The sequence below is a fragment of the Kitasatospora brasiliensis genome (genome assembly GCF_032654805.1).
Lineage (GTDB): Bacteria > Actinomycetota > Actinomycetes > Streptomycetales > Streptomycetaceae > Kitasatospora > Kitasatospora brasiliensis.
In genome coordinates, this window is sequence record NZ_JAUOOW010000004.1 from 170008 (window position 1) to 196248 (window position 26241).

The following is a 26241-nucleotide window of genomic DNA, read 5'->3' on the forward strand; positions in this document are numbered from 1 at the left end:
CGGACGTCCCGTGGCCGGGCGTCCCGTGGCCGGGAGTCTCGTGACCGGGCGTCTTGTGGTTGGGCTCGGAGTTCAACGGCCGTCCCCTGTGCGGTCGTTGAACTCCGAGCCGGTCGGTGTCCGGCTGGTCGGACGGTCGAGGGACAACGGGGCCTCCGGGTCTTCGGGTGCGGCGGTGGCGTCGCGCGCGGCCGCAGTCGTCGCCCGAAAGACCCTGGCGGGCCCGGTCGCTCCGGTGTCAGCCGCGCACGGAGAAGTCGCCACCGGTCGTGCGGATGAACGGTACCGTGCCCTGGCAGTCGGACACCGGCTGGCCGAACACGCCCCAGACCCAGCCCATCCGGTCCCCGTGCCGCCCGTTGTCCTCCAGCGAGATCGAGACCTTCTGGCCGACCAGGTCCACGCCCGGGAACCACGGTGCCTCGCCCTTGGTGACCACCCCGGTGGCGATCGCCTCCCGGCCGCCGACGGCCAGGCAGCCGATGTCCCCCTCGAAGTCGGCGACCAGCCGGCCGTCGGTGTGCACATGGCGGACGTGGAAGTGACCGGCGGTGGTGCGCGGGTCGGTGTTGGTGGCGGCGTGGGCGTCCACCGAGATCCGCACCGGGTCGCCCTCGAAGCCCTGGAAAGCGGTGGTGAGGATGGTGTCGCCGGTGCCGCGCACGCTCACCGGACCGAAGTCGCTTGCGGTGGAGGTTGATTGAACGGTCGGGGTCGGGGTCGGCGCGGCGGTGGCGGCCGGCGCCGCGGTCACCGCCGTCGCGACCAGCAGGAGGAGGGAGGCTGCGGCGGTGGCGAGGCGGCGTTCCATGGCGTTCGTTCTCCTTCGACGCGGTGGGTTGTGATGCATCGATCATGCTCGCCGCCGGCCGTGCGGACCTCCCGCTGCGGAGGGGAGTTGAGGGCGGGCCGCTCGCTCCCGAGGAGGAGGTCGCCTCCCCCGGGAGAGCTGCCCGTAGGCTCGGCCGGGTGCGCACCGACTCCCTCTCTGCCCCCTCCGGGTCCCCACGGTCGCGGTCGGTCCGGATCCGCCGACGGCTCGCCGTCGCCTCCGTGCTCGTCGTCCTGACACCGATCCTGCTGGCGCCCGCGGACGCCCGAGGCGCGGCCTTGCTGCTCGCCCTGACCGCCGCGCTCGCCGCGGCGGTGGCGCCGCTGCCCTGGCCCACCGGGCGGAACACGCCCGGCGTGGTCGGCTTGGCGGTGGCCGGTGCCTCGCTGCTGGTCGACCTGCTCTACTCCGGCCCCTACCGGCTGCCCGCGTTCTGGCTGCCCTTCGAGTGGCTCGCCCTGCTCGCGCTGCTCTTCCGGGCTGTCCGCCGACTGCCCGACCGCTGGGTCGGGCCGGTCGGCGCCCTGCTCGGGCTCGCGGCCCTGGTGCTGCCGCTGCGGTTCGCCCTGCGGACGCCGAAGGACAGCGCGGCCGGGGTGGTGGCCGGGCTGCTGGTCTCGCTGCTGCCGGTGCTCGTCGTCGCGGGCGTGGCGCTCTACCTGCGCGTCCTGGACGCCCGCCGGGAGCGGGCGGTGGTCCGGGCCCGGCGCGAGCAGCGGCTCGAAGTGGCCCGGGGGCTGCACGACTTCGTGGCCCATGAGATCACCGGCATCGTGCTGGAGGCCCAGGCCGGCCAACTCCCGGGCCAGGAGCCGGAGGAGACCGCCGCGCTGCTGCGCCGCCTGGAGCAGGCCGGGCTGCGGGCGCTGGACTCGATGGACGAGATGGTCGGCGCGCTGCGTGAACCGGATGGCCAGGAGGGCCAGGACGCCGGGCCGGACCGGGGTGAGTCGGCAGGCGGAGCGACCACCCGCCGACTGGGCCTGGCCGACCTCCCCGAACTGGTCGACCGCTTCGGCGCCACCGGCAGCCTGCGCGCCACCGCGGACCTGGTCCCCGACACCGCCGGGCGGCTCTCTGCCGAGGCCGAGGCGACCGCCTACGCCGTCGTCCTGGAGTGCCTCACCAACATCCGCCGGCACGCCCCGCAGGCCGGCGAGGTGACCGTCCGGGTGGCGCCCGGCGTGGACGGCGCGGTCGAGCTGACCGTCACCGACGACGGCGGACCGGCCCGCACGCCCCTGCCGCGCCGCCGCCCGGGAGCCGGTGGCACCGGCCTGGCCGGCCTCACCGCCCGTGCCGCCGCCCACGGGGGCTCGCTGACCGCCGGCCCCGGCACCCCCGCGGGCTGGCGGGTCAGCTGCTCGCTGCCGGGGCGTTGAGGCGGGGCGTTGAGGTGGGGTGCTGAGGCGCGCGCCCGGCGGCGCCGACCCGGTGGGCCGGCGCCGCTCCTCGGATCCGCCGGAGGGGGTCAGCGGCCCTGGCTGTTGCCGCCCTGGCTGTCGCCACCTTGCCCGTTGCCGCCCTGCCCGTTGCCACCGCCGGTCTGCCGGCCGCGGGTGCCGCGCGGGCGGGTCAGGGTGAAGCGGTCGACCGGCACCAGGTCCCCGTACGGCCCACTGACCGAGTAGTAGGTGACGCCGATGGTGGTCTGCCCGTCCCGGCCGCCCGGGTCGACGTCGAAGGACGCGAAGCCGTACGGGTTGTCGGCGTCCCGGAAGGCGGACCAGGGGGCGTCCTCGATCACGTACACCGGAGGGCGCTTGCCGGTGGCCGGGTCGGCGGCGCCGACGCCGGTGATCACCCGGGCCTTGGCCGGACTGAAGAAGAGCTGGTTGGACGGGGCCGAGGTGCCGCCACCGCCGATGACCATGTGCACGGTGCCCTTGGTGGTGTCGATCCTCGAAGTGTCGGTGGAGACCGGGATCGGCGTGCGGGTGTCGGTCGGCTGCTGGCCGCGGATCGGGTGCGAGCGCTCGTAGTGGTGCTCGTGGCCGCAGACCACCAGGTCCACGCCGTACTTGTCGAACAGCGGCACCCAGGCCTCGCGCACCCCCAGGTCGGCGCCGTTGAACTTGTCGGCGGTGGAGATCACCACCTGGTGCATGCAGACCACGATCCAGTCGATCCCCGGGTCCGCGTTGGCGGCGATCAACTCCCGCTCCAGCCAGCGCTGCTGGGCGCCTCCGGAGTAGCCGTGGACGTAGCTGCTGCCACCGTCCTGGTAGGCCACGTCGTCGTTGTTGAGGCTGATCACCCGCACCGATCCGGCCGTGAACGAGTACCACAGGCCGCTGGTCTCCGCGTCGGAACGGGCGTCCGGCAGCTCGAAGTACGCCTGGTAGGCGCCGTAGCCGATCGGGCCGTTGCCCTTCTCGTTCTCGTGGTTGCCGGCCGCGGGCATCCAGGGGCGGTGGCGGGCCGAGCGGCTGTTGTTCTCGAACCAGTCGGACCAGGTGCGGACCCGGTCGGTGGCGATATTGGCGTAGCAGAGGTCGCCGTTGAGCAGGTGGAACAGCGGGGCGATCCGCTCGACCCCGGCGGTGGTGTCGCCGGCGGCGGGGCTGCCGAGGTTGTCGTTCACCCAGCCGTTGGCGGTCTTCTTGCCGAGGGTGGGGGTGCCCTGGTCGCCGAAGCTGGTGAAGGTGAAGGCGGAGCGGCCGCGCGGGGCGGTGCGGACGGTGCCGAGCTCGGGGCTGGTGCCGTCGTGGACGGCGGCGTAGACGTAGTCCGTGTCGGCGAGCAGGCCGGTCAGCCGGGCGTGGTGCACCTGCACCTCGGTGCCGGAGGCGGCGTCCCGGTAGGTGCGGGTCGCGGCCTGGACCGTCCGGCCGAAGCCTCCGTTCGAAGTTCCGTACACCACCCGCGGGTTGGCGACCGACGTGGTGGTGTGCCAGGAGACCACCACCTCGCGCGAGGCGTCCGAGCCGAACTGGAGGTGCAGGCCGGCCACCCGCGGCGCGCCGGAGCGGCCCGGCCGCTGCCAGAGCAGCGGGGAGGCGGCGGGAGGCGTGGTGGGGGAAGCGGCGGCCGGGGTGGCGGAGAGGCCCGAGAGGGAGACGGCGCCGCCGAGACCGACGCCGGTCGCACCCGCGAGGAGCCCGCGCCTGCTGACGGAAGGACGTCCACTGGAATGGTTCATGACGGCCAGCCCACCGGACGAAGGTGAACCGCGCCCGGACCGCCACGTGAACTTTCCCGTCCGGGGGCCGTACGCCAGACTGCTGGGCGTGACGACTACGAACGGCGAGGCCCCCCGGATGATCCGCACGCTGATCGCGGACGACCAGGAGGCCGTGCGGCGCGGCGTGCGGCGGATCCTGGCGGCCCAGCCGGACATCGAGGTGGTGGGCGAGGCGGCGGACGGGCTGGCCGCGCTGGAGCTGGCGGCCGAACTGCGGCCGGACGTCGCGCTGGTGGACATCCGGATGCCGCGGATGGACGGGCTGGAGCTGACCAGGCGGCTGGCCGGACCGGAGGCGGCGGAGCCGGTGCGGGTGGTGGTGCTGACGACCTTCGACCTGGACGAGTACGTGTACCCGGCCCTGCGACACGGGGCGTCCGGCTTCCTGCTGAAGCGTTCCGGCCCGTCCCTGCTCGCCGAGGCGGTGCGGGCGGCGGCGGACGGGGAGAGTCTGATCAGCCCGTCGGTCACCGTCCGGCTGCTGCGGCACGTGACGGCGCCGCGCCGCCCGGAGCGCCGGCGGCCCGCCTACGTGGCGCGGCTGACCGAACGGGAGGTGGAGATCGCCGGGCACGTCGCGGCGGGCCGCACCAACGCGGACATCGCCGCCGAGCTGTTCATCTCCGCGGGGACGGTGAAGACCCATGTCGCCAGCATCCAGCGCAAGATCGGGGTGGCGAACCGGGTCGGGATCGCGGTGCACGCCTGGGAGATGGGCTGGGCCGCTCAGTAGCGGGAGCCGCGCGGTAGCAGGAGTCGTGCGATGGCAGGAGTCGTGCGATGGCGGGACGGGAACGCGTCCACGGGGCCGAGGGGATGCTCCGTGGACGCGCGGAACCTGTGAGACTGGGGTGGCTTCCGGACGTGAAGTCCTCCGGCCGTAGTTCGATCGTCGACCGAGGTAGTGCCCAGCGGCAGACCCTGATCCGTCTCGATCTGTCGCCACTGCCTCCTGCGGTCGAACTATTTCAGCTGCCTCACAGGTCCAACTCCCATCATGCGCCTCCTACGTGCCGTGCACCAGAGGTGTGCGGCATGAATTCGGGCAATTTCGGGCGATCTTCGCACATCGGGCGGCAGGGGCTTCAGGGGCGCGGCCAGCCGTCCACGAAGGCGAGCGTCCGCTGGTACGGTCCCTCGGGCCCGGTGCTGCGGTACTCCTCGGTGCTGCTGCCGGTGCGGACGGTGCGGTCGCCGTCGTGGCGCTGGGCGGTGGGGCGCAGGGTTTGGTCGACGGTGGAGCGCTCGGTGACGTGGCCGCCGGTCGCCGCGGTGGCCTCGCGGTGGTAGCCGAGGTCCATGCTGGTGCTCTGGTCGGTGTTGCCGGCCGCGTCGTGGCTCACCCGGTAGCTGACGTCCAGCGGTTCACCCTCGTGCACGGTGGTGGTGCGGTGCGGCCCGCCGCCCCAGGTGGCGGTGGTGCGGGTGAGGTCGGTGCCGTTGTGCAGCGTCAAGTCGTTTCCGGTGTCGCGCAGTTGCTGGGCGGAGCGGAAGGCGAGGTCGTCGCGGACCTCGGTGGTGATCCGGCCGTGCGAGGTCTGAACCCAGCCCCGGGCGAGGTCGTGCCGGGCCGCGGTGACCGTCCAGTCGCCGCTGCCGCCGCCGTGGTCGGCGAGTTCGGTGCCCACCGCGGCCTCCGGGGCGACCCGGTAGTCGGTGAGCTGCCCGGTGGTGCGGGCGGCGCCGTGGTCGGTCTCGGCGAAGAGGTTGACCTGGCCGGTCCAGACGTCGTTGCTCTGCGCCTCGGCGGCGTTCACGGTGACGCCCACGGTGTGCGGCCGACCGTCCAGCAGCAGGCCGACGTACGGGGTGAGGTCGAGCCGGTAGGCGGGCAGGTCGAAGGCGAAGATGCCGGGGACGGGCCGCCAGAGCAGCGGGTCCCAGCCGCCGGTGTAGATCACCGGGTACGGCCAGACCGCGCCGGCCACCCGGCCGTCCACGGTGAGCCGCAGCTCGCGGAACGGGCCCTTGCCGCAGATGCCGGTGCCCGGGTTGGCGGCGGCGAAGGCGTCCGGCGCGGAGGCGTAGGCGAACTCCTCGCAGGCGCCGCCGCCCCGGGCGTAGACCTCGGCGGTGAGGCGCTCCAGGTTCCGCGGGAAGGTGAGTTCGCGCCCGGCGGTGGGGGCGGCCTGGGTGAGCCCGAACGGCCCGGTGGTGAGCAGCCGGTCGGCCGTGCGGGCGGCCGGCCGGCGGTCGTCGGCGGTGTAGAAGGTCAGCTTGGCGGTGATGGTGAAGACGCCGGTGTAGGTGGCGTCGGTGACGTTGGCGAGGTCGAAGGAGAAGTCCTGCGGGCCGTCGGCGAACAGCGGGGCGTAGCGGGTGAGGTCGTGCTCCAGGTTCCACGCGATGCCGTCCTTGGACGGCTCCGGGGTGGAGGAGAGCAGCACCTGGACGCCGCCGACGCGGACGCTGAAGATCCGGTCGAACTGTCGTCCGGCGACCTGCCCGTGGAGGTCCAGGACCACGGCGGACCAGGGGCCGGCGCAGTCGGCGGGCGGGGTGAGGGTGGCGGTGTACGGGGTGTCCGGCGGGTTGCCGTACCCGTTGCGGAACTCGCGTTCGTGCATCACCTCGACGGTGCAGGAGCGGGTGTCGGGGCGGGTCAGCGGCCGGGTGGCGGTGACCGGGTCGTGGTAGTCGGTGCCGAAGTCGGCGTGGGCCGGGCCGGCGGCGGTGAGGGTGCCGGCCAGGGTGAGGACGGCGGCGCCGACCAGGCCGGCGGCGCGGCGGAGCAACGGGCGCAGGGGCAAGGCGGGTTCCCGGGGGTCGGGCGGCCCGCGGGCGGGTGCCACGGGCCGGTCGGATGATCCGGGAATCCTTCCGGGGGTGGCATGGCTGCGTCAAGGCTCTTCGGGGCGACTTCGGGGCGACTTCGGGGTCGCTGGGTCACTTCTGGGCCGCGTCCTTGCGGAGGAAGTGCTTCAGCTTCTGCCAGGTCCAGGTGTTGACCACGTCCTCGGCGGTGAGCCAGCCGCGCTGCGCCGTGCCGATGCCGAAGCGCGGGTAGGCGAGGTGGCCGGTGGCGTGGGCGTCGCTGTCGATGGTGAAGCGCACGCCGTGCCGCCTGGCCCGCAGGATGTCCTCGTCGCGCAGGTCCAGGCGCTGGGGGGAGCTGTTGACCTCGATCGCGGTGCCGGTGCGCGCGGCGGCCTCGAACACCGCGTCCAGGTCGACGTCGATCGGCCCGCGACTGCCGATCCGTCGGGTGCTGAGGTGGCCGATGATGTGCACGTACGGGTTCTCGCAGGCACGGACCAGTCGGCGGGTCTGGGCGGCGCGGTCCAGGTTGAAGTGCGAGTGCACCGAGGCCACGCAGACGTCGAAGCTGGCCAGGAACTCGGGCGGCCAGTCCACCGCGCCGTCCGGGTCGATGTTCAGCTCGGTGCCGTGGAGCAGCCTCAACTTCTTGTGTCGGTCCGCGAGTTGCCGAAGCTGCTCGCGCTGGGCGAGCATCTTCTCGTCGGTCATCCGCTGCATGACCAGGTTCGGCGCGTGGTCGGTGACGGCGAAGTAGGAGTAGCCGCGGGCGGCGGCGGTGTCGACCATCTCCTCCAGGGTGGCCAGCCCGTCGGTCAGGTCGGTATGGGTGTGCAGATCGCCGCGCAGGTCGGACTCCTGGACGAGGTCAGGGAGTTCGCCGTTCAGCGCGGCCTCGATCTCGCCCCGGTCCTCGCGCAGCGGCGGCGCGATCCACGGCAGGCCGAGCGCGGCGTACACCTCGTCCTCGGTCCGCGAGACCACCTTCCGGCCGCCGTCCACCTCGAACAGCCCGTACTCGGAGAGCTTCAGGCCGGCCCGGACGGCCATCGTGCGCAGCTTGATGTTGTGCGCCTTCGAGCCCGTGAAGTAGACCAGCGCCGCGCCCCAGTCCTCCTCCGGGACGACCCGCAGGTCCACCTGGACGCCCTGGGTGGTGCGCACCGAGGTCTTCGTCGTCCCGCTCCCGATCACCTCGGCCACGTACGGGAGTTCGGTGAGCGCGGCCATCAGCGGGGCGGAGTCCTCGGCGGTCGCGAGCACGTCGATGTCGCCCACCGTCTCGCGCATCCGGCGCAGCGAGCCCGCGTACGCGCAGCGGGTGCAGCCGGGGACGGCGGAGAGCGCGGCGACCAGCTGCTCGGCCAATTCGGTGGCGGTGTCCAGCAGGGTACGGCCGCCGGACTGCCGCATCAGCTCGATGCCGTGCAGGATCTTCTCGCCGCTGCGCTCGCCGAAGCCGGGCAGGTCGGACAGCTTGTCGGCGCTGACCGCCGCCGCGAGGTCGTCCACCGAGGCGATCCCGAGGTCGCGGTAGAGGGCGAGGGCGCGCTTGGGGCCGACGCTGGGGACGGCCATCATCTCCCGCACGCCGGCCGGGATCTTGGCGCGCAGCGTCTCCAAGGCGGTGATCCGGCCGGAGGCGAGGAACTCGGCGATCTTCTCGGCGGTGGACTTGCCCACGCCCGGGATCTGCTGGAGGCCCTTGACGTCCAGGCCTTCGAGGTCCTCGGGGTGGCCGCCGACCGCGCGGGCGGCCTTCTCGTAGGCGCGGGCCCGGAAGGCGTCCCCGCCGGTGATGTTGATCAGGTCGGCGTACTCCTGGAGCAGCTCCCTGACCTGGTCGTTGAGCCGGGGCATGGGGCAAGTCTAGGGCTGGCGGGGTCGGCTCGCCGGGTGTGTGGGTGAGCGCCGTCAGTCGTGGGCGACGGCCAGCAGCAGGACCACGGTCAGCCCGCCTCCGGGGGGCGTCTCCACCGCGAGCCGGCCGCCCGCGGCCAGCACCAGGCTTTGCAGGGCCGGACCCACCGGGCCGTCCGCCGGGACGCCCGGGAGCGGCCACTCGCGCGCCCCGGGCGGCTCGTGGGTGCCGCGGTCCGAGATCCGGATCTCGACCCGGCCGCGGTACGCCGCCCGCCCCACTGTCCGTCCTGATGCCCGTCCTGATGTCCGCCCCGGCGTTCGCCCCGGCGTGCGCAGCACGGACGCGCCGCCCGTCACGCCGACCCGGACCAGCACCCGGCTGCCCGCCGGGCTGCGCCGGATCGCGTGGTCGACCAGCCCGGCGACGGCGGCCTCCAGCCGTCGGGCGTCCCCGGCCGCGACCGGGAGGCCGGGGGCCACCCGGACGGAGACGGCCTCGGCCCGGCCTCCGCCGCGCACCACCCGGCGGACCACGTCGGCCACCTGGACGTGCCGGGCCATCGGCTCGCAGCCGGCCTGCCGTCCGGTCCAGCGCAGCCGCTCCAGCTCGGGGCGGGTGAGCGCCCTGGGGGCAGCCGGCGCGCCGGGCGCGAACGGACCGAGGCCCTCCTCGGCCTCGGCGGTCGTCAGGGCACCCGCGCGTGCGGACCCGCTCCTGCGGCCGGTGCCGCCCGTGCCGCCCATGCCGACGGTGCCGCCGAACGCGCCGAGCGCCCGGGCCCCCGACGCGACGTAGCCCCAGAGCCTCCGGCGTGCCATCGTCCTGCCCCTCGTGTTCCCCGGCGGCTGTCATCGGTTACGCGGCCGGTCGGGATGGACCGCTTCCCGGGCCCTTCCTGCCAGCCTGCGCCTCGGCCGCCCGGGTGACAATCCCGCTCCGGGGCGCGGTCGACCCCCGGGCCCCCGCCGAGTGGCCGGTCGGACACCCGCCGTCCGGCGGGGTCGGCCCGCTTCTTCCGGCTTCTTCCGGCTTCCTTCGGTCTCCTCCGGTTCCTTCGGCGAACCGCAAAGAGTTCTTCGCGAAAAACCCTTTGCAAAGAAGTCTTTGCGGTTCTAGTCTCCTGCCATGACCGAAGAACACGGCTGGAAGCACAGCGAAGACCAGCGCGTCGTCTCGCTCACCGCCGAGAGCATGCGGGCGATGGCACACCCGGTGCGCTTGCGGGTGGTGGGGCTGCTGCGCAAGCACGGGCCCTCCACGGCCACGCGGCTCGCCGCGGAGCTGGGGATCAACTCCGGTGCGACCAGCTACCACCTGCGCCAGCTGGCCGCCGCGGGCTTCGTCGTGGAGGACGAGTCGCGTGGCAACGCCCGCGAGCGCTGGTGGCGTTCGGCCCACCGCCTCACGCTCTGGTCGGTGGAGGAGATGGCGGACGAGCAGCTGGGCGAGGCCGCCGGGTACCTGCGGTCCGTGCTGGCCGCGCACACCCTGGCGGCCCAGCGCTCGCTGGACGCCTTCGAAGCGATGCCGCGGGACTGGCGCAAGGCGCTGAACCTGAGCGACATGGTGCTCCAGCTGACGCCCGCCGAGGCCGAGCGGCTCTCCGGCGAGCTGAGCGAGGTGATCAGGCGCTATCGCTGGGTGGGCGCCGAGGGGCCGGTCCCGGAGGGGTCGCAGCAGGTATCCGTCGTCGTCCACGTCCTGCCGGACGTGCGCGACGACACCGACGAGGGGGAGCGGACATGACCAGCACCACGACCACCACCACGAGACCCGCCGTCGACGGCCCCGGGCACAGCTACCGGCCGCTGGCCGGGGTGCTCACGGCCACGGTGGTCTCGGTGACGGGCACCCGGGTCTCGGCCATCGCCCTGCCCTGGTTCGTCCTGGCCACCACCGGCAGCGCCACCATGACGGGTCTGGTCGCCTTCGCCGAGATGGCGCCCTATGTGACGGTCAAGGCGCTGACCGGGCCGTTGGTCGACCGGCTCGGGCCACGCGTGGTGTCCTGGACGACGGACGCGGTCAGCGCCGCGGCGGCCGGGCTGGTCCCGCTGCTGCACGCGCAGGGGCTGCTCCCGTTCTGGGTGCTGCTGGTGATGGTCGCGGTGATCGGGGCGATGCGCGGCCCGGGGGACTTGGCCAAGTCCGTCATGGTCCCGGAGGCGGCCGACCACGCCAGGGTGCCGATGGAGCGCGCCACCGGGCTGTCGGGCGTCACCGAGCGGCTGGCGTCCACGATCGGCCCGGCGGTCGGCGGCGGGCTGGTCGCCCTGATGGGGCCGCTGGCCGGTCTGGCGGTCAACGCGGGCACCTTCGCGCTCGGGTCGCTGATCATCGCGCTCGCGCTGCCGCGCGGCATGGGGCGCCCGGCGGTGCCCGCCGCGGCCTCCGACGTGTCAGAGGCCGGGAAGGAGGAGGAACGGCCGGCCGGCTACTGGCGGATGTTCCGCGAGGGCTTCACGTTCCTGCGGTCCGAGCCGTTGTTGCTCGCCGTGACGGTGATGGTCGGCATCACCAATCTGATCGACGCCGGCTTCATGACCGTCCTCCTCCCCGTCTGGGCGCGGGAGTCCGGCAACGGTCCGGCGGCCATCGGGCTGTGCGCCGGTGTCATGGGCGCCACGGCGGTCGTCGGCAGCCTGATCGCGGCGGCCGTCGCCTCCCGCCTGCCCCGGCGCACGGTCTTCTTCGTGGGCTTCCTGCTGTGCGGCGCCCCCCGCTTCCTGGTGCTGGCCTTCGACGTGCCGATGTGGACGGTACTCACGGTCTTCGCGATCGGCGGCTTCGGCTCCGGCTTCCTCAACCCGATCCTGGGCGCGGTGCTCTTCGAGCGGGTGCCCCGCCATCTGCTCGGCCGCGTGCAGGCCCTCGGCTCCTCGCTGGCCTGGGCCGGCATCCCGCTCGGCGGGCTGGTCGCCGGTGCGTCGATCGCCCTGGTCGGCCTGATACCCAGCCTGCTCGCGGCGGGTGCCCTCTACTTCGCGACCACGACGCTGGCCGGGCTGCGGCCGGAGTGGCGCGAGATGGACCGCCTCCGGGGGCAGGCACGTAGCGGATCCGTCGATCCGGAGCCCGCTCACCGCGGGTGACAGGCTCGGGGGACCAAGCAGGTCAGCGGTTCCGGCCGGCGGCGTGGGCGAGGCCGGCAGTCGGCCGGTGGCCCGCCCAGCGGAAGAGCAACAGGCTGGTCAGGGCCGCGAGGGCGCACCAGGTGGAAACGAAGGCGAGGTGCCAGAGCAGCGCGCAGACGACGGCGCCCGCGCCGGTGAGGAAGCCGACCCGGCGCAGCAGGCGATCACCGCTCAGGAGAAGGGAGCCGACGGTAGCGAGCAGATATCCGGCCAGCAGGAGAGCCGGGTACGGGACGCCGACGGCATAGCCGAGGGTGTGGCCGTGCACGGTGGCCGACACCGGGTGCGCCGCGACGGCCACGGCCAGCGGGACGGCGACCGCGGCTCCGAGCAAGGTGAGGGCGGCGGGCATCCATCGCTGCCGCCCGGTGGCCGCGCACCACACGGCGGCGGGAACCAGCACGGGCAGCAGCGGAAGGGCGATCACCGCCCAGGTGGTGCGGGCCGCTCCAGTGAGGCCGTCCGGCAGCTGGCCGTTCGTACCGAGCCAGACCAGCGCCTCGACCAGCTGGTGCACGCCCAGCACCAGGGGGAGCGCGGCGAGCGGCAACCGCTCGGGCCGGCCGGACCGGTGGGCGCGGACCAGGCACGCGACCCCGATTCCCGCGACCAGCCCACCGGCCACGGCGTCCGCCTGCGCGCTCCAACACATCGGGGCCTAACCGGTGCTCCCGGGGCGGCCGTCCTCCTCGGACCCGCCCGTCGGGCGGTCTCCCGGATCGTCCGGGGCCTGCTCGGCCGTGTCTTCCGCCGGGTTGTCCGCCGTCTGGTCCTCCGGCAGCGTCCCGATGCCCTCCAGGGTGTCGCGGACGGTCCCGGGCATCGCCGGGTGGCGGCCGATCACGATCACCCCGGTGACGATCGCCAGCAGTCCGATCGATTGCCAGGCCAGCGCCCCCGGGGTCACCCGCAGCCGGTCGCCGAGGAAACCCACCGCGCAGGCGATCCCGGACAGCGGTTGGGCGGCGGTCAACGCCGGCAGGGACATCCGCAGCGGCGCGGCCTCGAAGGCGCTCTGCACCAGCAGCAGCCCGACCACGCCCGCCACCACCACCGCGTACGGCTGCCAGCTGCGCAGCACCGCGGACAGGCCCTCGTGGTCGAAGCGTTGCGTGGTGGTGCGGGTCAGCGCGTCCTGGAGGCCGTAGAGCAGTCCGGCGGCGAGTGCCAGCAGGGTCGCCTCCTCGAACAGCGGCAGCCGCCGGGCCATCGAGACCAGCAGCAGGACCAGCCCGACCACGGTGCCGACCACCAGCCAGTGCCGCAGCTCCCCGGCGGGTGGCCCGCCGCCCGTCGGCTGCCCGGCCACGATGAAGGCCGTCACCCCCAGGGCCAGGAGCAGGACCCCGCCCCAGCCGGAGCGGCCCAGGGTCTGCCGGGTCAGCACCCGGGCCAGGGCCATGGCGAAGATCAGATTGGTGGCCAGCAACGGCTCGACCAGTGACACCTCGCCTTGATTGAGCGCGAGCGCGGAGAGGATCAGACCGCTGACCATGAACCCGGTGCCCAGCAGCCACTGCGGCATCCGCATCAGGTCCAGCAGCAGCCGCCAGCGCAGCATGTCGGAACGCGGAGCTTGCTGCGCCGCATGCTGCTGGAGGACGAAGCCGAGCCCCAGACAGCAGGCCGCACTGAGAGCGAGGAGGAAGACCGCCACGGAGGGACCACCAGGTTGTCGCTGCCCGTGCCGCGCCGACGGGTCCAAGAGGGTGGATCGGCTGTCGCGGCCGCTCCCGTCAGCCTACCGCCGGGTCCCCGCCCTGGCCGATCACCCGACACTCGCCCGGTGCGGCGGGGCGGGCCTTCACCCTCATCGGCGGCAAACCGCAGCGACGGCACACGGGTCGGCGCGCCGAACGCGGACAAGGGCTACGGCTCTCGCGCTTGCCGCATCCCCTCCACCTCCGGCACCGCCCGGCACCATTCCCGAACGCATCGACCGGCTCAACGGTCGAATCCGCAGAAATGGTGAACGTCCCTGCGGCGGGTTCGACCCGGCCCGCTCCGACGCCACAACGTCGTCGAGTGCTGTTTCCACCGCTTCCACCGCCTCCAGCAATGGCGCGGCATCGACACCCGCATCCGGCGGGTCCCGGGGCTGTCTTCGAACTCCCGTCGTCAGCGCAGGGTCGGGCGGGGCGGAGGTGGGGCGCCCCGCCTGTGGCTGGGAATCGGCCACCGGTGGTAGCGCCGTGAGGACGACGGGCCCCGGGCATCCCGGCAGCGCTTGCCGCTACCGGCGGGGCAGGCGCACGCTGGTGTGAGCGGCCGCCGCGGGGCACCGTTCGTGTCGGCCGGGACAGGCGGCGACGGGGGCCGGTGCCAGGAGGTGTGGCGATGCACAACCAGTGGGACGTGGAGCTGAGCTTCGAGGAAGACGGCGTGCACACGACGTGTGAGGCCAGGCTGACCGGTGCGAGGGCGCCGGGGCTGAGCGCGCACGGCGAGTCCGTGAAGAGCGTGGAGGACCGTCCGCTCGCCAGGATCGGCGAGGAGGTCGCCGCCTCCCGGGCCCTGGAGGAACTGTCCCGCAAGCTGCGGACCCAGGCCACCGGGGAGATCGACGACGAAGGGCGCCGCCCGGACTACCTGATCTACTGAATCCACCATCCGGGGCCGAAGCGTCCGCTCAACCTGGTGGGCGCGCCGGTTCCGGGGCCTGCGACGGTGTTGGTGGCGCGCGCTCAGGGGAATCGTCGGCGCAGGAAGTCGGCCCGCCCGACTTCCTGCGCCGACTTCCTGCGCCGATGACCCGCGTGCCGACGACGCGAGCGCCGGCCAGCGGGTGCGGGTGCTGGTGGCGGCGTCGTTCGGTGGCCGGGGTGGCAAGCCGAGGTGATCGCAGGGAGGCGATGGGCTGGGCCTACCCGGTGGACTGCCCGCGTGAGAAGTCGGGTGGGCCGACTTCTCACGCGGGTGGGGGAGTCGTCAGTCCTGGTGGGTGGGGGTGAGGAAGGCGGTCACGCGGCGGTTGACCTCGGTGGCGGCGGCCACGGGGAGGTTGTGGTGGGCGGCGTTCAGGAGGACCGCGACGTCGGCTTCGGGGAGGGCGCGGCGGGCGGCGTCGGCGACCTGGTGGGGGTTGTGGGCGCGGCTGTGGGCGGCGAAGAGGGCGAGGACGGGGGTGGTGAGGGTGCGGATTCGGTCGGCGGAGGGCTGGGGACCGGTGACGACGCGGGAGGCGGGGAAGTCGGCGTAGCCGAGGGCGTACACCTCGCGCCAGGTGGGATCGAGGCGAGGGGTGGTGCCGGTGTCCCAGTCGAGGAAGGAACGGGCGCGGTCCGCGGTGCGGCCGGGGAGGAAGAGGGGCACGGCGCGCAGCAGGTAGCCGGGGCGGAAGCCGGCGAAGCACTGGGTGGCGTCGAGCAGGGCGAGTCGACCGACCCGGGCGGGGGCGTGCAGGGCGTACTCCAGGGCGATCCAGCCGCCGTACGAGTGGGCGCAGAAGTCGGCCTGCCGGACGCCGAGTTCGTCGAGCACGGCGTCCAGCCAGCCGAGCAGGCCGGGGACGCCGTCGAGTGCGGCGCCGTCGTGGACGCTGCGGCCGGGGTCGCCGATGAGGTCGATGGCGAGGACGCGGTGCCCGGCTTCGGCCCAGGCGCCGGCGTTGGCGAACCAGATGGTGGAGGTGGCGCCGCCGCCGTGCAGCAGGACGAGCGGACGGCCGTCGGCGGGGCCGCAGGCGTTGATCCGGGTGGTGCCGTGGGCGGTGCGGACGGTGAGCGCCTCGACCGGGACGGACCAGCGGGCCAGCAGGGCATCGTAGGCGGCGAGGAAGGGGGTCAGGGAAGGGGCGGTGCGGGCGGACATCGGGGCCTCCGCGGGTGTGGTGTGATGGCGACCTGGTCGGCGAAATCACTCGCTGAGCAAGTATCTCGCTGAGCGAGAGAAGAGTCTCGCACATGCTTACCGAGGAAGGGCGACAGGGTGTCCGACGTTGCGGAGCCGATGGGGCTGGTCCACCTGCTGCGTGCACTGACGGTCGAACTCGACCTGTTCGGCGCCGAGTTCGCGGCCCGCAACGGTCTGCATCCGACCGATCTGCGGGCGCTGATCCACCTGCTGGACGCGGCCAGGGCCGGGGAGGTGGTCACGCCGGGCAGGCTCGGCGAGGCGCTGGGCCTGAACTCGGCGGGGACCACCGGCCTGGTGGACCGGCTGGAGCGGCTCGGGCTGATCCGCCGCGAGCGCGACCCGCAGGACCGGCGCAGGGTGCGGCTGCTGGTCGAGCAGCGGGCGATGGAGATGGGGGAGGGCTTCTTCGGCGGGCTGATCGGCGATCTGGTCGCGGCGATGCAGCAGTTCGGGCCGGGCGAGCTGGAGACGGCCCGGCGCTTCCTGACCGCCATGACCGGGGTGGTGACGGCCGCCCGCGAGAAGTGACCGGGCGCGGGTCGGGGAGGTGGCCGCGCCGGGCCGGCTACGCGGGCCCGAGGGCCCAGCTGATCACCGACAGCGTGGCCATCGACGCCAGCGTCGACCAGAGCACCGCGTCCCGGGCGAGGGCGGTGCCCCGCTCGTACTCGCGCGCGTAGGTGTACACGTTCTGCGCGGTGGGCAGCGCGGAGAACAGCACCACGGTGAGCAGTTGGTGCGCGGGCAGGTGGAGCAGCGGCCCGGCCACGGCGAGTGCGACCACCGGCTGGGCGAGGGTCTTGAGCGCGACGATCAGCCCGACCTCGGTGCGACGCGGCCGGCCGGCCGCCGGCGGCCGGTTGTGCAGCGAGATGCCGAGGGTGATCAGGGCGGTCGGCACGCCCGCGCCGCCGAGCAGTTCACAGGAGCGGTTCAGTTCGGCGGGCAGGTGCACGCCGGTCGCCGAGACGACCGCGCCGAGCGCGGCGGCCAGCAGGATCGGGTTGCGTACGGGCAGGGTGAGCAGCGCGCGACGGCCGGCCGCGCCTCCGTCCAGCACGGCCAGGAGGGTGGGGGTGACCAGCAGGATCTGGAACAGCACCACGGGTGCGACGAAGGAGGCGTCGCCGAGGACCTGCATGGCCACCGGGATACCGAGGTTGGCCGAGTTGACGTAGCCGGCGGCCATCGCGCCGATGGCCAGTTCGCCGGGCTCGCGGTGGAACAGCAGTCGTCCGGCGAGCAGCCCGAGGCCGATCGAGACCAGGGTGCCGGCGGCGAAGGCGAGCATCGAGGCGTTGGCGAAGCGGTCCAGCGGGGTGCGGGCGATCATCAGGAACAGCGCGGCCGGCATCGCCACGTGGAAGACGAACCGGTTGAGCACCGTCTCGGCCTGCGGCCCGAGCAGTCCGGTGCGGCCGACGACGTAGCCGGCGCCGGTGAGCGCCCAGATCGGCGCGAAGGCGGACAGCAGGGGGTGCAGGGCTGGCATGGTTCCTCGGATCGCTCGGACGGATCTGCCGGGTGCGACGGGGGTCTCCCGTCGGGGGCGTCAACGTCCGAGCGCGGTTCCCCCGAAGCCGTGAACCCCCGGGGCAGTAAAGCAGCGGCCGCCGGACCGGGCTTCACCCGGCTCGGGTGCCTAGGATGAGCCGATGGAGGACCAATACCTGAGCCTGTCCGAGGTGGCGGCGATCGCGCGCCGGGCCCACCGGGGGCAGGTGGACAAGAACGGCCACCCGTACGAGGAGCACATCGCGGCGGTCGCCCACGGGGCGGCGGCGCGCGGCGGCAGCGAGGCGCAGATCGCGGCGGGCTGGCTGCACGACACCGTCGAGGACGACCGGCTGAGCCGGGAGTGGCTGGCGGGGGCCGCGCTTCCGGAGGAGACCAAGGCGATCGTGGACGCGCTCACCCGGCGTCCGGGCGAGCCGGTCGAGGAGTACACCGCGCGCATCCTGGCCACACCGGGCGCGCTGCTGGTCAAGCGCGCGGACCTGGCACACAACTCGGATCCGGTCCGCCTCGCCGCCCTGGACCGGGCGACCGCCGAGCGGCTGGCCGCCAAGTACGCGCGGATGCGCGAGCTGCTCGGGCTCACCGACGAACTGTAGGGGGCCCTGCGACGAGCCGTACGGGGAACCACGAGAGGGCCCGGACCACGCGGATCGCGCGGGTCCGGGCCCTCTCGGGCACCCCGGTGGTCCCTGTCCGACCCCCGGGGTGAGGGGGAGTGGTCAGGGGGCGGTTGGGATTCGGTGAGCCGATGGGGTCGGCTTAGTACCAGTGGTGGGTCTGCCAGAACGCCCAGGCGCCGTTCGGGCTGCCGTAGCGGGAGTTCATGTAGTCCAGCGCCCACTTGATCTGGGTGGTCGGGTTGGTCTTCCAGTCCGAGCCGTGCGTGGCCATCTTGGAGCCCGGCAGCGCCTGGGCAAGTCCGTACGCACCCGAGCTCGGGTTGGTCGCGGTCACGTTCCAGCTGGACTCGTGGGAGATGATCTGGCTGAACGAGGCGAGCTGGTTGGCCGGGACGATCTGGGCGGCGATGGCCTGCGGGGAGGCGGTGGCGGCGTTCGCGGTGGCGGGCAGGACACCCGCGCCCAGGGCGGTCAGACCGGCGGTGGCAGCGAGGATCGCGGCGGAAGTGCGCATGCGGAGCTTGAAAGCGGGCATGAAGAACTGGACCTCAATCAGGTTGGGCCGGGTCACTCCCCGCTCCAGGACCACGTCCGGAGGAGGGCCGGAACGGTCACGGGGTGTGACGCGGCAGTGAGCCGTTCACCGGCGGGACAGGTGCCGGTGTGGCTGACGACTGAGCCATTGTTGGCAGACGGGATCGGTCGTCGCCAAGCCCCCTCGGTTACGACTCGCGATCGTACGGACGTGATGGCCGTGGATTCGAAGGACGGGCTGCGGCGGGCGCTAACGAGCGGTGCTGAGCTGGGCGAACACGGCGGGCACCGGGGCGCAGCGGGTGGCGCGGGGGCGTCTACTACCGCCCGTCGTTGGTGTTGATCGCGTGTGAGCGCACTCACCGCGCGGGGGTCCACGGGCGTCACTCGCAGGCCCGGTCGACGCACGGTGGGTGCAGACGATCAACCCCGCGCTGAGACCGGCGCCACAGCGTCACGGCTGTCGGCTACCGAAGATCGCCCAGCCGCCGGTGCCGCAGCGCCCGGGCCGCCAGCCGGTCCGTCTCACCGGCCGCCGCCAGGGTGGCGAGCGCCGCGCCCACCGCCCGTCCGAGCCGCTCGCAGAAGGCCGCGGGCTCCTCGGCGGCGTCCGGCAGTTCCGGGACCACCTCGTCGACCAGCCCGACCTCGGCCAGGTGCTGCGCCCCGATCCCCTGGGTGCGGGCCAGCTCGGGGGCGTGCGCGCCGTCCCGGTGGACGATCGCCGAAGCGCCCTCCGGCGGCAGAGGCGCCAGCCAGGCGTGCTCGGCGGCGATCACCCGGTCCGCCGGGAGCAGGGCGAGTGCCCCGCCGCCCGAGCCCTGGCCGAGCAGCACGGCCAGCACGGGGGTGCGCAGCGCGAGCAGGGTGGTCAGGGTGTGGGCGATCTCCACCGCGATGCCGTCCAGCTCGGCCTGGGCGGACAGCTCGGCGCCTGCCGTGTCCACCACGGTGACCAGCGGCAGCCCGAGCTGCTCGGCCAGGCGCGCGGTGCGCCGTACGGCCCGCAGGTCGGCGGCGGTGAAGGGGCGCTCGTGCTCGGGGGTCTGCCGCTGCTGGCCGACGACCAGGACGGGACGCCCGCCGAGCACGGCCAGCGCCCGGACCAGCGCGCCGCCGCGGCCGCCGGGGGCGTCCAGCAGCACCAGCTCCTCGGCGGTGTGCCGCAGCAGCTCGCGGGCTCCCGGACGGTCGGGGTGGCGGGTGCGGCGGACGGAGTCCCAGGCGTCGGGGCGCTCGCGGCCGGGGTGCTCGCGGCCGGGGTGCTCGGGGGCGGGGTGCTCGGGGGCGGAGGAAAGGTCGGCGGAAGACTCCGTAGGAGCGGCGGAAGACCCGGTAGGAGGGGAGGGCGGGACGGTGGCGAGCACGGCGAGCGTGCGGCGGAGCAGCTCGCGCAGCTCCTGTGGCGGGACGACGGCGTCCACCAGGCCCTGTCCGGCGAGCGTCTCGGCCCGCTGGACGTCCGCCGGCAGCTCCACGCCGCGCAGTTCCTCGTACACGCGCGGGCCGAGGAAGCCGAGCCGGGCGCCCGGCTCGGCGAGGACCAGCTGGCCGAGCGTGCCCCAGGAGGCGAAGACCCCGCCCATGGTGGGGTTGCGCAGATAGGTGAGGTAGGGGAGACCGGCCGCGCGGTGCGCCTGGACGGCGGCGGTGATCCGCAGCATGCAGAGGAAGGCCGCCGAGCCCTCCTGCATCCGCGTCCCGCCGGAGACCGGCAGGGCGAGCAGCGGCAGCCGCTCGGCGGTGGCGCGCTCGACGGCGCGGGTGATCCGCTCGGCGGTGGCGACGCCGATCGAGCCGCCGAGGAAGCCGAACTCGGAGGCGACCAGGGCGACCGGACGGCCGTCGACCAGGCCGAGGCCGGTGAGGACGGCTTCGTCCAGGCCGGTGCGTTCGCGGGCCCGGTCGAGCGAGGCGCGGTAGCCCGGGTCGGCGGGCGGGCCGGGCGGCGGCTCGTCCCAGCTGTGGAAGCCGTCCGGGTCGACCAGCAGCCCGATCAGCTGGTGCGCCGTCAGCGATGTTCCCGAGCCCGTACCCATGCCCCACCCCGTCAGAGATCGTGCCGGCCCACCATGATCGGCCGTCTCGGACGGCACTCTATGCGGCCCGGTTCGGGCGCCGCGAGTGCCCGCACCGCCGGGTGCGGCGGCTGTGGCGCTGGTTCGACGGCGGTCGACCCATGCGCCGGACGGGCGGTTCGTGGGCGTTTCGCGGACGGCCCCGGGGCCGGCGCGCGGGGGTCGACGTACGGCTCAAGTCGCCTTCGGTAAAGGGAAGTTACTCACTGGTTAATAGTTTCCCAGGGGGCTTCCGGAGTTGACGGTGTCCCGCCATGCTGGTGGACATGACTCGCACTCTACGCGCGTGGAAGACCCGCGCCGCCGCCGTCACCGCCGTCGCCCTGATGACCCTCGCGCCGGTCGCCGTCGCCACTCAGGCGCACGCCGCCGTGAGCGGCACGGTCTGTCTCTCCGCCCTCCCGTCGCAGGCCTCCGACACCCTCAACCTGATCGCCTCCGACGGGCCGTTCCCGTACTCCCAGGACGGCGTGGTCTTCCAGAACCGGGAAGGCGTCCTGCCCGGCGAGTCCTACGGCTACTACCACGAGTACACCGTCATCACCCCGGGCTCGCCGACGCGTGGCGCCCGCCGGATCGTGACCGGCCAGGCGTACCAGGAGGACTACTACACCGGGGACCACTACGCCACGTTCTCGCTGATCGACCAGACCTGCTGAGCACCGTCGGACAGGGGTGAGCCCGGTGCGGCCGCAGCAGTCGCGCCGGGCTCACCGCCGGATCGGCCCCCTTCGGGCTCGGCCTGCCACGTATCTCGCCGACCCCGCAAGCCAGTTGAGCGCCGCCGACGAAGGGGCCGGGTGGATCCCTCCGGCACTTGCTAGGGTCGGGGCATGGCACCACCGAGCAGCGCGAACCCCCCGGGGCGGCTCCGGCGAGACGCGCAGCGCAACCGCGACCTGCTGCTCGCCGCCGCCCGCGACATGTTCTCCAGGCACGGCCTGGACGTGCCGCTGGACCAGATCGCCAAGGAGGCGGGCGTCGGCAACGCCACCCTCTACCGGCACTTCCCGACCCGGGAGGCGCTGATCGGCGAGGTGTTCGCGGACGCCGGGGTCGGCCTGGCCGACGCCGGTGCGCAGGCGCTCGCCGCCGAGGACGCCTGGAGCGGCCTCGAACGGTACTTCGAGCGGATCTTCGAGCTGGTCGCCGCCGACCGGGGCATCAACGACCTGGTCACCCAGGCCATCCCGATCATCCCCGGCATGATCGAGATCAGCCGGCAGCACGCCGCCACCGTCGGCACCCTGATCGCCCGCGCCCAGGAGCAGGGCACCATGCGCCGCGACGTGGTCACCATGGACCTGCTCTTCCTGCTCGGCCCGCTCTGCCGCGCCCTGCCGGCCGCCACCGAACTGCGCCCCGACCTCTGGCGCCGCTACCTCGCCCTGCTGCTCGACGGCTTCCGCACCCGGGCCGGCCATCCGCTGCCGGTCCCGCCCGTCGGGGAGGAGCACCTGGACCGGATGTTCGCGGACCTCTGGGAAGCCGACGCACCGGAGCGGCCCGGGACGGCCGGGCCGCCGGAGAGCTGAGCACGCCGCGCCCACACCGCATCAGGGATGCGTACGGAACGCCCGGCCCCGCGTCAGAACCGCGTCAAGGAACCGAAGCCGCACCGGTACCAGCCGCTTTGCTGGGAGGCGGACCCCGGAGGCGGACCCGGGAAGCGGACCCGGGAAGCGGATCGGGCGGAGAGACAAGGGGCGGGGCCATGGCGGACAGCGGTGCGGGTGCGCACGAGGGCCGGATCGTGGTCGGGGTCAGCGGCTCGCTCGGCAGCCTCGCCGCGCTGCACCACGCGGTGGCCGAGGCCCGTCGGGCCGACGTCGAGGTGCTCGCCGTGCTCTGCTGGAACCCGCCCGGCGACGAGTTCGGCTACCGCCGTACCCCGTGCCCGCCGGTGGTCAACGCCGGACGCGAAGCCGCGGTGGCCCGGCTGCGCCAAGCCCTCGACGAGGCCTTCGCCGGACGCTACGCCGGAGTCCGGCTGCGCTGCCAGGCCGTGCGCGGCGACACCGGCCACGCGCTGGTCCGCTGCGCCGACCGGCCCGGCGACCTGCTCGTCCTCGGCGCCGGACGCGAACGCGGCCGCCTCGCCCGGCTGGTGCACCCCTCCGTCACCGCCTACTGCGTCCGCCACGCGTCCTGCCCGGTCCTGGCCGTCCCGCACCCGCCGTTGCAGCGGGATCTGGAGGCGCTGGAACGAGGTTGCGGGCTCCGGGAGTTGGCGACGGGCAGCGGCATCTAGGGCACGCCCTGCCGGGCGTCCCCGCCGATGGGACAGGCCCAGTGGCGTTCAGGACGGCTGGCGGTCGGAGCCCAGCTCGCGGGAGATCCGCAGGCCGACCTGGGCGACCACCGGACCGAGGGCGCGGACCCGGGCGGCGGTCATCCGTGAGGTGAGGCCGGAGACGGACAGGGCGGCGGTCACCTCGCCGGTGTGGTCGAAGATCGGGGCGGCGACGCAGCGCACCTCGGGCTCGTTCTCCCGGTCGTCGATCGAGTAGCCGCGGGCGCGGATGCGGGAGAGGTCGGCGCGCAGCCGGGGTTCGTCGGAGATGGTCCAGGCGGTGACCGGGCGCAGACCGGCCGCGACCACCTCGACGACGGCCTCCTCGGGCAGCCAGGCGAGGATCGCCTTTCCGGTGGCGGTGCAGTAGGCGGGGGCCCGGCTGCCGACTCGGGAGGCCATCCGGACGTTGGTCTCGTCCTCGACCTTGTCGAGGTAGACGATCCCGGGGGTCTGCCAGACGGTCAGATGGACGGTCTCGCCCGCCTCCCGTTGCAGCCGGCGCAGGTGTTCGGCGGCGACGGTGCGCAGGTCGAGGGTGGTCAGATAGGCCTGACCGAGCCGCAGCGAGCCGTGGCCGAGCCGGAACCAGCCGGTCTCGCGGTCCCGGTCGAGCAGGTGCTCGTCCAGCAGGGGGCCGGCCAGGCGCAGCACCGTGCTCTTGTTGAGGCCGAGCCCGTCGGCGAGTTGGGCGAGCGGCACGCCGCGCCGGTCGCTGTGGTCGCGGACGTAGCCGAGGACGGCGAGCGCCCGGCGCAGCGAGGAGGACTGATTGCGTTCGGTCGCGGGTTTCTTGGGCGCCGTCTCCGTCATGGGTCCGTTCCCTGGTGTCGTTCTGCCGGTGTTCCCGCGCTCGTCGGCGGCGGTTGTCAGAACGTACCCGTTCGAAGCCGGATCGCCGCATCTTCGATACAACGTTGTGCAGTGCAAAACTTTCGCCAAGCCCCTCTTGTTGGCGCCGATCGCCCCCGCCTAACGTCCCTGCCATCGAGCAGGCGACGTCGCCCCACCCGAGCGCTGCGCCCTGTCGTACCCCCACCACTTCACCCACCATCGGCCCCGGTCAGGGCCTGCTTCGACGTGCTCGGCCCCGGCGGCCCACGTCTCGGCGGCAGCTGTCGGGAGGGGAGGTCTCCATCATGCGACTCATCGGACGGACCGCCGCGGCCGTCGCGCTCGCCGGCAGCTGCCTGGCCGCCACCGCCTGTGCCCCCGGCACCGCCTCGTCGGCGAGCGACAAGGCCGGCGACGACCGGACCGGCACCGTGCAGGTCTGGCTGTACAACGAGGCGGGCAACGCGGCCAAGGAGGCCGTGGTCGCCAAGGCGGTGACCGAGTTCCAGGCCTCCCACCAGGGCGTCACCGTCAACGTCAGCTACATCGACACCGACGCCTCGGCCCGCGCGGCCAAGATGAAGGGCGCTTTCAACGACCCGAACAGCGCCCCCGACCTGGTCGAGTTCGGCAACACCGACCTGCCCGGCTACGTGGCCGCCGGCGGCCTCGCCGACATCACCGCCGAGCTGGACACGTGGCAGGACAAGGGCGACCTCGACCCGGCGATCGCCAAGACCGCGGTGGTGGACGGCAAGACCTACGGCCTGCCCTGGTGGGTCGGCGTGCGGGCGCTGTACTACCGCACCGACCTGTTCACCGAGGCCGGCCTCACCCCGCCGACCTCCTACGCCGAACTGGTCACCGCCACCCAGAAGATCCACGGCGCGCACCCGGACACCTTCGGCATCGCGGTCGGCGGCAAGTACACCTTCGCCGCGCTGCCGTTCGTCTGGGACGCGGGCGGCGACATCGCCACCCAGGACGGCTCGAAGTTCAAGGCGGCGATCGACTCGCCGGCCTCGCAGGCCGGGATCAAGCGCTACACCGACCTGTTCGGCGCGGACGGCTGCCCCGCCCAGCAGTGCGCGGACCTGACGGGCGGAAAGACCGCCGACCTGTTCGCGGCCGGCAAGTCGGCGATGGCGGTGCTGCTCAACTCCAACCGCGGCAAGGTCGACGCGGGCGCCGTCAAGGGCAAGTACGGCGTGGTGCCGCTGCCCGGCGAGAAGCCCGGCTCGATCGCCCCGGCGTTCGCCGGCGGCAACAACCTGGGCGTGATGAAGGCGGCCAAGCACCGCACCCTGGCCGTCGAGTTCGCCGAGCTGCTGGCCAGCCCCACGTACCAGGAGCAGATGTACGACGCGATGGGCAACCTGCCGACGCTCAAGTCCGTCAGCGGCAAGGTCGCGGCGAAGGACGCGTTCCTGAAGCCGTTCACCGACACCATCGCGGCCGGCACCAAGTTCGTGCCGCTCGACCAGGCGTGGGCTCAGATCGACGCCCAGTCAGTGATCCCGACGATGCTCCAGCAGGTCGTCACCGGCAAGGCGGACGTGGCCAAGGCCTCGGCCGACGCGGCCGCGCAGGTCTCCTCGGCCTTCGCCGCGCACTGACCGCCTGGCACTGAACGCCGCGTACCGGCCGCCGCGCACTGAACGCCGCGCACCGGCTGCCGCGCATCGGCTGCCGCTCACCGGCCGCCGCGTACCGACGCAGAGCCTTCGTCGCGCACCGTCGCAGAGAGCAGGTCCCGCACGTGTCCGTATCCACCTCGACCGCCCCGGCGCCGCCCTCCCCGCAGCGGCGCCGTGGGGGCAGGGCGCCGGCCGCACCCCCGGGCGGCCGGCGCCGGCGGCCCCCGTTGCTGCTGCTCCTGCCGGCCGCGGTCATCCTGATCCCCCTGGTCGCGTACCCGATCTACCAGCTCGGCCTGCTGTCCGTCCTGGACTTCGGCCAGGCCCAGGCCTCCGGTGGCGCTCCGACCTCCTTCGTCGGCTTCGGCAACTACACGAAGATCCTGGAGGACGAGCAGTTCTGGACGGTGCTGCTCCAGACCATCGGCTTCGCCGCGTTCTGCGTGGTCGCCACCCTCGCCGTCGGCGCCACCCTCGCGGTGCTGCTCACCAAGGTCGGCCGGTGGCCCCGGCTGGTGCTGACCACCGCGGCGATGGCCGCCTGGGCGGCGCCGGCGATGACCGGCTCGACGGTGTGGAGCTTCCTGTTCGACACCAACCTCGGCCTGGTCAACCACACCCTGGAGGGCCTGGGGCTCTCCGGCTTCCACGAGTTCAACTGGTTCTACGACAAGTGGACGGCGTTCCTGATCGTCGGGGCCGTGGTGGTGTGGCACTCCTACCCGTTCGTGATGGTCACCCTCTACGCGGGCATCCGGGCCATCCCGGAGGAGATCCTGGAGGCGGCCGCCCTGGACGGCGCCAACACCTGGACCACCTTCCGCCGGATCACCGCGCCGATGCTGCGGCCGATCCTGACCATCGTGGTGATCCAGTCGGTGATCTGGGACTTCAAGGTTTTTACCCAGATCTATGTGATGACCGAGGGCGGCGGCATCGCGGGCCAGAACCTGGTGCTCAACGTGTACGCGTATCAGAAGGCGTTCGCCTCCTCGCAGTACGGGCTGGGCGCGGCGATCGGCGTGATCATGCTGCTGATCCTGGTGATCCCGACGGTCCTGTACATCCGCACCCTGCGACGGACGGGGAACGAACTGTGAG

Annotated in this window: 24 protein-coding genes; 12 read left to right on the forward strand and 12 right to left on the reverse strand. The window is 73.6% G+C overall.

Annotated elements, in window-relative coordinates; all coding sequences use genetic code 11:
* Positions 1–238: 238 nt before the first annotated feature.
* On the reverse strand, positions 239–811 hold the full coding sequence (locus tag QWJ13_RS16880; RefSeq protein ID WP_316525365.1) for a hypothetical protein: 573 nt from the start codon (positions 809–811) through the stop codon (positions 239–241).
* A 158-nt stretch (positions 812–969) separates the two neighbouring features.
* On the opposite strand from QWJ13_RS16880, the gene QWJ13_RS16885 reads away from it, so the two are divergent.
* A complete protein-coding gene (locus tag QWJ13_RS16885; protein ID WP_316525366.1) occupies positions 970–2214 on the forward strand; it encodes a sensor histidine kinase in 1245 nt (414 codons plus the stop codon).
* 89 nt (positions 2215–2303) lie between these two features.
* Here QWJ13_RS16885 and QWJ13_RS16890 read toward each other — a convergent pair whose 3' ends face one another.
* Positions 2304–3974 carry a purple acid phosphatase family protein gene (locus QWJ13_RS16890; protein ID WP_316525367.1) on the reverse strand — a complete coding sequence of 557 codons (1671 nt, stop codon included), beginning with the start codon at positions 3972–3974 and terminating at the stop codon, positions 2304–2306.
* A 118-nt stretch (positions 3975–4092) separates the two neighbouring features.
* Here QWJ13_RS16890 and QWJ13_RS16895 point away from each other — a divergent pair, with 118 nt between their 5' ends.
* Positions 4093–4749: a response regulator gene (locus QWJ13_RS16895; protein ID WP_316526000.1), complete on the forward strand. Its 657-nt coding sequence runs from the start codon at positions 4093–4095 to the stop codon at positions 4747–4749.
* Between the two features lie 352 nt (positions 4750–5101).
* On the opposite strand, the gene QWJ13_RS16900 is transcribed toward QWJ13_RS16895, so the two are convergent.
* The 3 genes from QWJ13_RS16900 to QWJ13_RS16910 form a co-directional block, all read right to left on the reverse strand.
* A complete protein-coding gene (locus tag QWJ13_RS16900) occupies positions 5102–6766 on the reverse strand; it encodes a peptide-N4-asparagine amidase (RefSeq protein WP_316525368.1) in 1665 nt (554 codons plus the stop codon).
* A gap of 136 nt (positions 6767–6902) precedes the next feature.
* Positions 6903–8633, reverse strand: coding sequence for a DNA polymerase/3'-5' exonuclease PolX (polX, locus tag QWJ13_RS16905; protein ID WP_316525369.1), 1731 nt, complete (start codon positions 8631–8633; stop codon positions 6903–6905).
* A gap of 54 nt (positions 8634–8687) precedes the next feature.
* Entirely contained in the window at positions 8688–9455 is a 768-nt protein-coding gene (locus QWJ13_RS16910) for a histidine kinase (protein WP_316525370.1), read from the reverse strand.
* A gap of 307 nt (positions 9456–9762) precedes the next feature.
* Here QWJ13_RS16910 and QWJ13_RS16915 point away from each other — a divergent pair, with 307 nt between their 5' ends.
* The gene (locus QWJ13_RS16915; RefSeq protein ID WP_316525371.1) at positions 9763–10383 is read left to right on the forward strand and encodes an ArsR/SmtB family transcription factor; all 621 of its coding nucleotides are present in this window, start codon (positions 9763–9765) and stop codon (positions 10381–10383) included.
* Complete coding sequence (locus tag QWJ13_RS16920; protein ID WP_316525372.1) at positions 10380–11729, forward strand: MFS transporter; 1350 nt, start codon at positions 10380–10382, stop codon at positions 11727–11729. Before QWJ13_RS16915 ends, QWJ13_RS16920 begins: the two co-directional genes overlap by 4 nt.
* A 22-nt stretch (positions 11730–11751) precedes the next feature.
* Here the strand turns inward: QWJ13_RS16920 and QWJ13_RS16925 are convergent, their stop codons facing one another.
* Both QWJ13_RS16925 and QWJ13_RS16930 read right to left on the reverse strand, forming a co-directional pair.
* Positions 11752–12423, reverse strand: a complete 672-nt coding sequence (locus QWJ13_RS16925; protein WP_316525373.1) for a DUF6629 family protein — start codon at positions 12421–12423, stop codon at positions 11752–11754.
* A gap of 6 nt (positions 12424–12429) precedes the next feature.
* Positions 12430–13428 (reverse strand): DMT family transporter, encoded by a 999-nt coding sequence (locus tag QWJ13_RS16930; protein WP_316525375.1) that lies wholly within the window; start codon positions 13426–13428, stop codon positions 12430–12432.
* Between the two features lie 680 nt (positions 13429–14108).
* Between QWJ13_RS16930 and QWJ13_RS16935 the strand changes: the two genes are divergently transcribed.
* Positions 14109–14372, forward strand: coding sequence for a dsRBD fold-containing protein (locus QWJ13_RS16935; RefSeq protein ID WP_316525377.1), 264 nt, complete (start codon positions 14109–14111; stop codon positions 14370–14372).
* A 327-nt stretch (positions 14373–14699) separates the two neighbouring features.
* Here QWJ13_RS16935 and QWJ13_RS16940 read toward each other — a convergent pair whose 3' ends face one another.
* Positions 14700–15581: an alpha/beta fold hydrolase gene (locus QWJ13_RS16940; protein WP_316525378.1), complete on the reverse strand. Its 882-nt coding sequence runs from the start codon at positions 15579–15581 to the stop codon at positions 14700–14702.
* 138 nt (positions 15582–15719) lie between these two features.
* Here QWJ13_RS16940 and QWJ13_RS16945 point away from each other — a divergent pair, with 138 nt between their 5' ends.
* Positions 15720–16154, forward strand: a complete 435-nt coding sequence (locus QWJ13_RS16945; RefSeq protein ID WP_316526001.1) for a MarR family winged helix-turn-helix transcriptional regulator — start codon at positions 15720–15722, stop codon at positions 16152–16154.
* Positions 16155–16191: 37 nt separating this feature from the next.
* Here the strand turns inward: QWJ13_RS16945 and QWJ13_RS16950 are convergent, their stop codons facing one another.
* Positions 16192–17118, reverse strand: a complete 927-nt coding sequence (locus tag QWJ13_RS16950; RefSeq protein ID WP_316525380.1) for an AEC family transporter — start codon at positions 17116–17118, stop codon at positions 16192–16194.
* 163 nt (positions 17119–17281) lie between these two features.
* Between QWJ13_RS16950 and QWJ13_RS16955 the strand changes: the two genes are divergently transcribed.
* On the forward strand, positions 17282–17740 hold the full coding sequence (locus QWJ13_RS16955) for an HD domain-containing protein (protein WP_316525381.1): 459 nt from the start codon (positions 17282–17284) through the stop codon (positions 17738–17740).
* A 163-nt stretch (positions 17741–17903) separates the two neighbouring features.
* Here the strand turns inward: QWJ13_RS16955 and QWJ13_RS16960 are convergent, their stop codons facing one another.
* Both QWJ13_RS16960 and QWJ13_RS16965 read right to left on the reverse strand, forming a co-directional pair.
* Complete coding sequence (locus QWJ13_RS16960; RefSeq protein ID WP_316525382.1) at positions 17904–18278, reverse strand: aggregation-promoting factor C-terminal-like domain-containing protein; 375 nt, start codon at positions 18276–18278, stop codon at positions 17904–17906.
* A 487-nt stretch (positions 18279–18765) separates the two neighbouring features.
* Entirely contained in the window at positions 18766–20337 is a 1572-nt protein-coding gene (locus tag QWJ13_RS16965) for a carboxyl transferase domain-containing protein (protein WP_316525383.1), read from the reverse strand.
* A 305-nt stretch (positions 20338–20642) separates the two neighbouring features.
* Here QWJ13_RS16965 and QWJ13_RS16970 point away from each other — a divergent pair, with 305 nt between their 5' ends.
* The 3 genes from QWJ13_RS16970 to QWJ13_RS16980 all read left to right on the forward strand — a co-directional run bounded on the left by QWJ13_RS16970 (position 20643) and on the right by QWJ13_RS16980 (position 22627).
* Complete coding sequence (locus QWJ13_RS16970; protein WP_432277540.1) at positions 20643–21035, forward strand: ribonuclease; 393 nt, start codon at positions 20643–20645, stop codon at positions 21033–21035.
* A 174-nt stretch (positions 21036–21209) separates the two neighbouring features.
* Positions 21210–21911, forward strand: a complete 702-nt coding sequence (locus tag QWJ13_RS16975) for a TetR/AcrR family transcriptional regulator (RefSeq protein WP_316525384.1) — start codon at positions 21210–21212, stop codon at positions 21909–21911.
* Positions 21912–22090: 179 nt separating this feature from the next.
* A complete protein-coding gene (locus QWJ13_RS16980) occupies positions 22091–22627 on the forward strand; it encodes a universal stress protein (protein WP_316525385.1) in 537 nt (178 codons plus the stop codon).
* A gap of 48 nt (positions 22628–22675) precedes the next feature.
* Here the strand turns inward: QWJ13_RS16980 and QWJ13_RS16985 are convergent, their stop codons facing one another.
* Positions 22676–23482 (reverse strand): IclR family transcriptional regulator, encoded by an 807-nt coding sequence (locus tag QWJ13_RS16985; RefSeq protein ID WP_316525386.1) that lies wholly within the window; start codon positions 23480–23482, stop codon positions 22676–22678.
* 326 nt (positions 23483–23808) lie between these two features.
* Here QWJ13_RS16985 and QWJ13_RS16990 point away from each other — a divergent pair, with 326 nt between their 5' ends.
* Positions 23809–25119: an extracellular solute-binding protein gene (locus tag QWJ13_RS16990; RefSeq protein WP_316525387.1), complete on the forward strand. Its 1311-nt coding sequence runs from the start codon at positions 23809–23811 to the stop codon at positions 25117–25119.
* Between the two features lie 143 nt (positions 25120–25262).
* The gene (locus QWJ13_RS16995; RefSeq protein ID WP_316525388.1) at positions 25263–26240 is read left to right on the forward strand and encodes a carbohydrate ABC transporter permease; all 978 of its coding nucleotides are present in this window, start codon (positions 25263–25265) and stop codon (positions 26238–26240) included.
* Position 26241 lies beyond the last annotated feature (1 nt).

Bases quoted from the DNA above. Each gene is read 5' to 3' on its own strand.
- QWJ13_RS16880 (WP_316525365.1), bottom strand. From the start codon at position 811: ATGGAACGCCGCCTCGCCACCGCCGCAGCCTCCCTCCTCCTGCTGGTC.
- QWJ13_RS16890 (WP_316525367.1), bottom strand. From the start codon at position 3,974: ATGAACCATTCCAGTGGACGTCCTTCCGTCAGCAGGCGCGGGCTCCTC.
- QWJ13_RS16895 (WP_316526000.1), top strand. From the start codon at position 4,093: ATGATCCGCACGCTGATCGCGGACGACCAGGAGGCCGTGCGGCGCGGC.
- polX (WP_316525369.1), bottom strand. From the start codon at position 8,633: ATGCCCCGGCTCAACGACCAGGTCAGGGAGCTGCTCCAGGAGTACGCC.
- QWJ13_RS16910 (WP_316525370.1), bottom strand. From the start codon at position 9,455: ATGGCACGCCGGAGGCTCTGGGGCTACGTCGCGTCGGGGGCCCGGGCG.
- QWJ13_RS16915 (WP_316525371.1), top strand. From the start codon at position 9,763: ATGACCGAAGAACACGGCTGGAAGCACAGCGAAGACCAGCGCGTCGTC.
- QWJ13_RS16920 (WP_316525372.1), top strand. From the start codon at position 10,380: ATGACCAGCACCACGACCACCACCACGAGACCCGCCGTCGACGGCCCC.
- QWJ13_RS16925 (WP_316525373.1), bottom strand. From the start codon at position 12,423: ATGTGTTGGAGCGCGCAGGCGGACGCCGTGGCCGGTGGGCTGGTCGCG.
- QWJ13_RS16935 (WP_316525377.1), top strand. From the start codon at position 14,109: ATGCACAACCAGTGGGACGTGGAGCTGAGCTTCGAGGAAGACGGCGTG.
- QWJ13_RS16940 (WP_316525378.1), bottom strand. From the start codon at position 15,581: ATGTCCGCCCGCACCGCCCCTTCCCTGACCCCCTTCCTCGCCGCCTAC.
- QWJ13_RS16945 (WP_316526001.1), top strand. From the start codon at position 15,720: ATGGGGCTGGTCCACCTGCTGCGTGCACTGACGGTCGAACTCGACCTG.
- QWJ13_RS16950 (WP_316525380.1), bottom strand. From the start codon at position 17,118: ATGCCAGCCCTGCACCCCCTGCTGTCCGCCTTCGCGCCGATCTGGGCG.
- QWJ13_RS16955 (WP_316525381.1), top strand. From the start codon at position 17,282: ATGGAGGACCAATACCTGAGCCTGTCCGAGGTGGCGGCGATCGCGCGC.
- QWJ13_RS16960 (WP_316525382.1), bottom strand. From the start codon at position 18,278: ATGCGCACTTCCGCCGCGATCCTCGCTGCCACCGCCGGTCTGACCGCC.
- QWJ13_RS16965 (WP_316525383.1), bottom strand. From the start codon at position 20,337: ATGGGTACGGGCTCGGGAACATCGCTGACGGCGCACCAGCTGATCGGG.
- QWJ13_RS16970 (WP_432277540.1), top strand. From the start codon at position 20,643: ATGACTCGCACTCTACGCGCGTGGAAGACCCGCGCCGCCGCCGTCACC.
- QWJ13_RS16975 (WP_316525384.1), top strand. From the start codon at position 21,210: ATGGCACCACCGAGCAGCGCGAACCCCCCGGGGCGGCTCCGGCGAGAC.
- QWJ13_RS16980 (WP_316525385.1), top strand. From the start codon at position 22,091: ATGGCGGACAGCGGTGCGGGTGCGCACGAGGGCCGGATCGTGGTCGGG.
- QWJ13_RS16985 (WP_316525386.1), bottom strand. From the start codon at position 23,482: ATGACGGAGACGGCGCCCAAGAAACCCGCGACCGAACGCAATCAGTCC.
- QWJ13_RS16990 (WP_316525387.1), top strand. From the start codon at position 23,809: ATGCGACTCATCGGACGGACCGCCGCGGCCGTCGCGCTCGCCGGCAGC.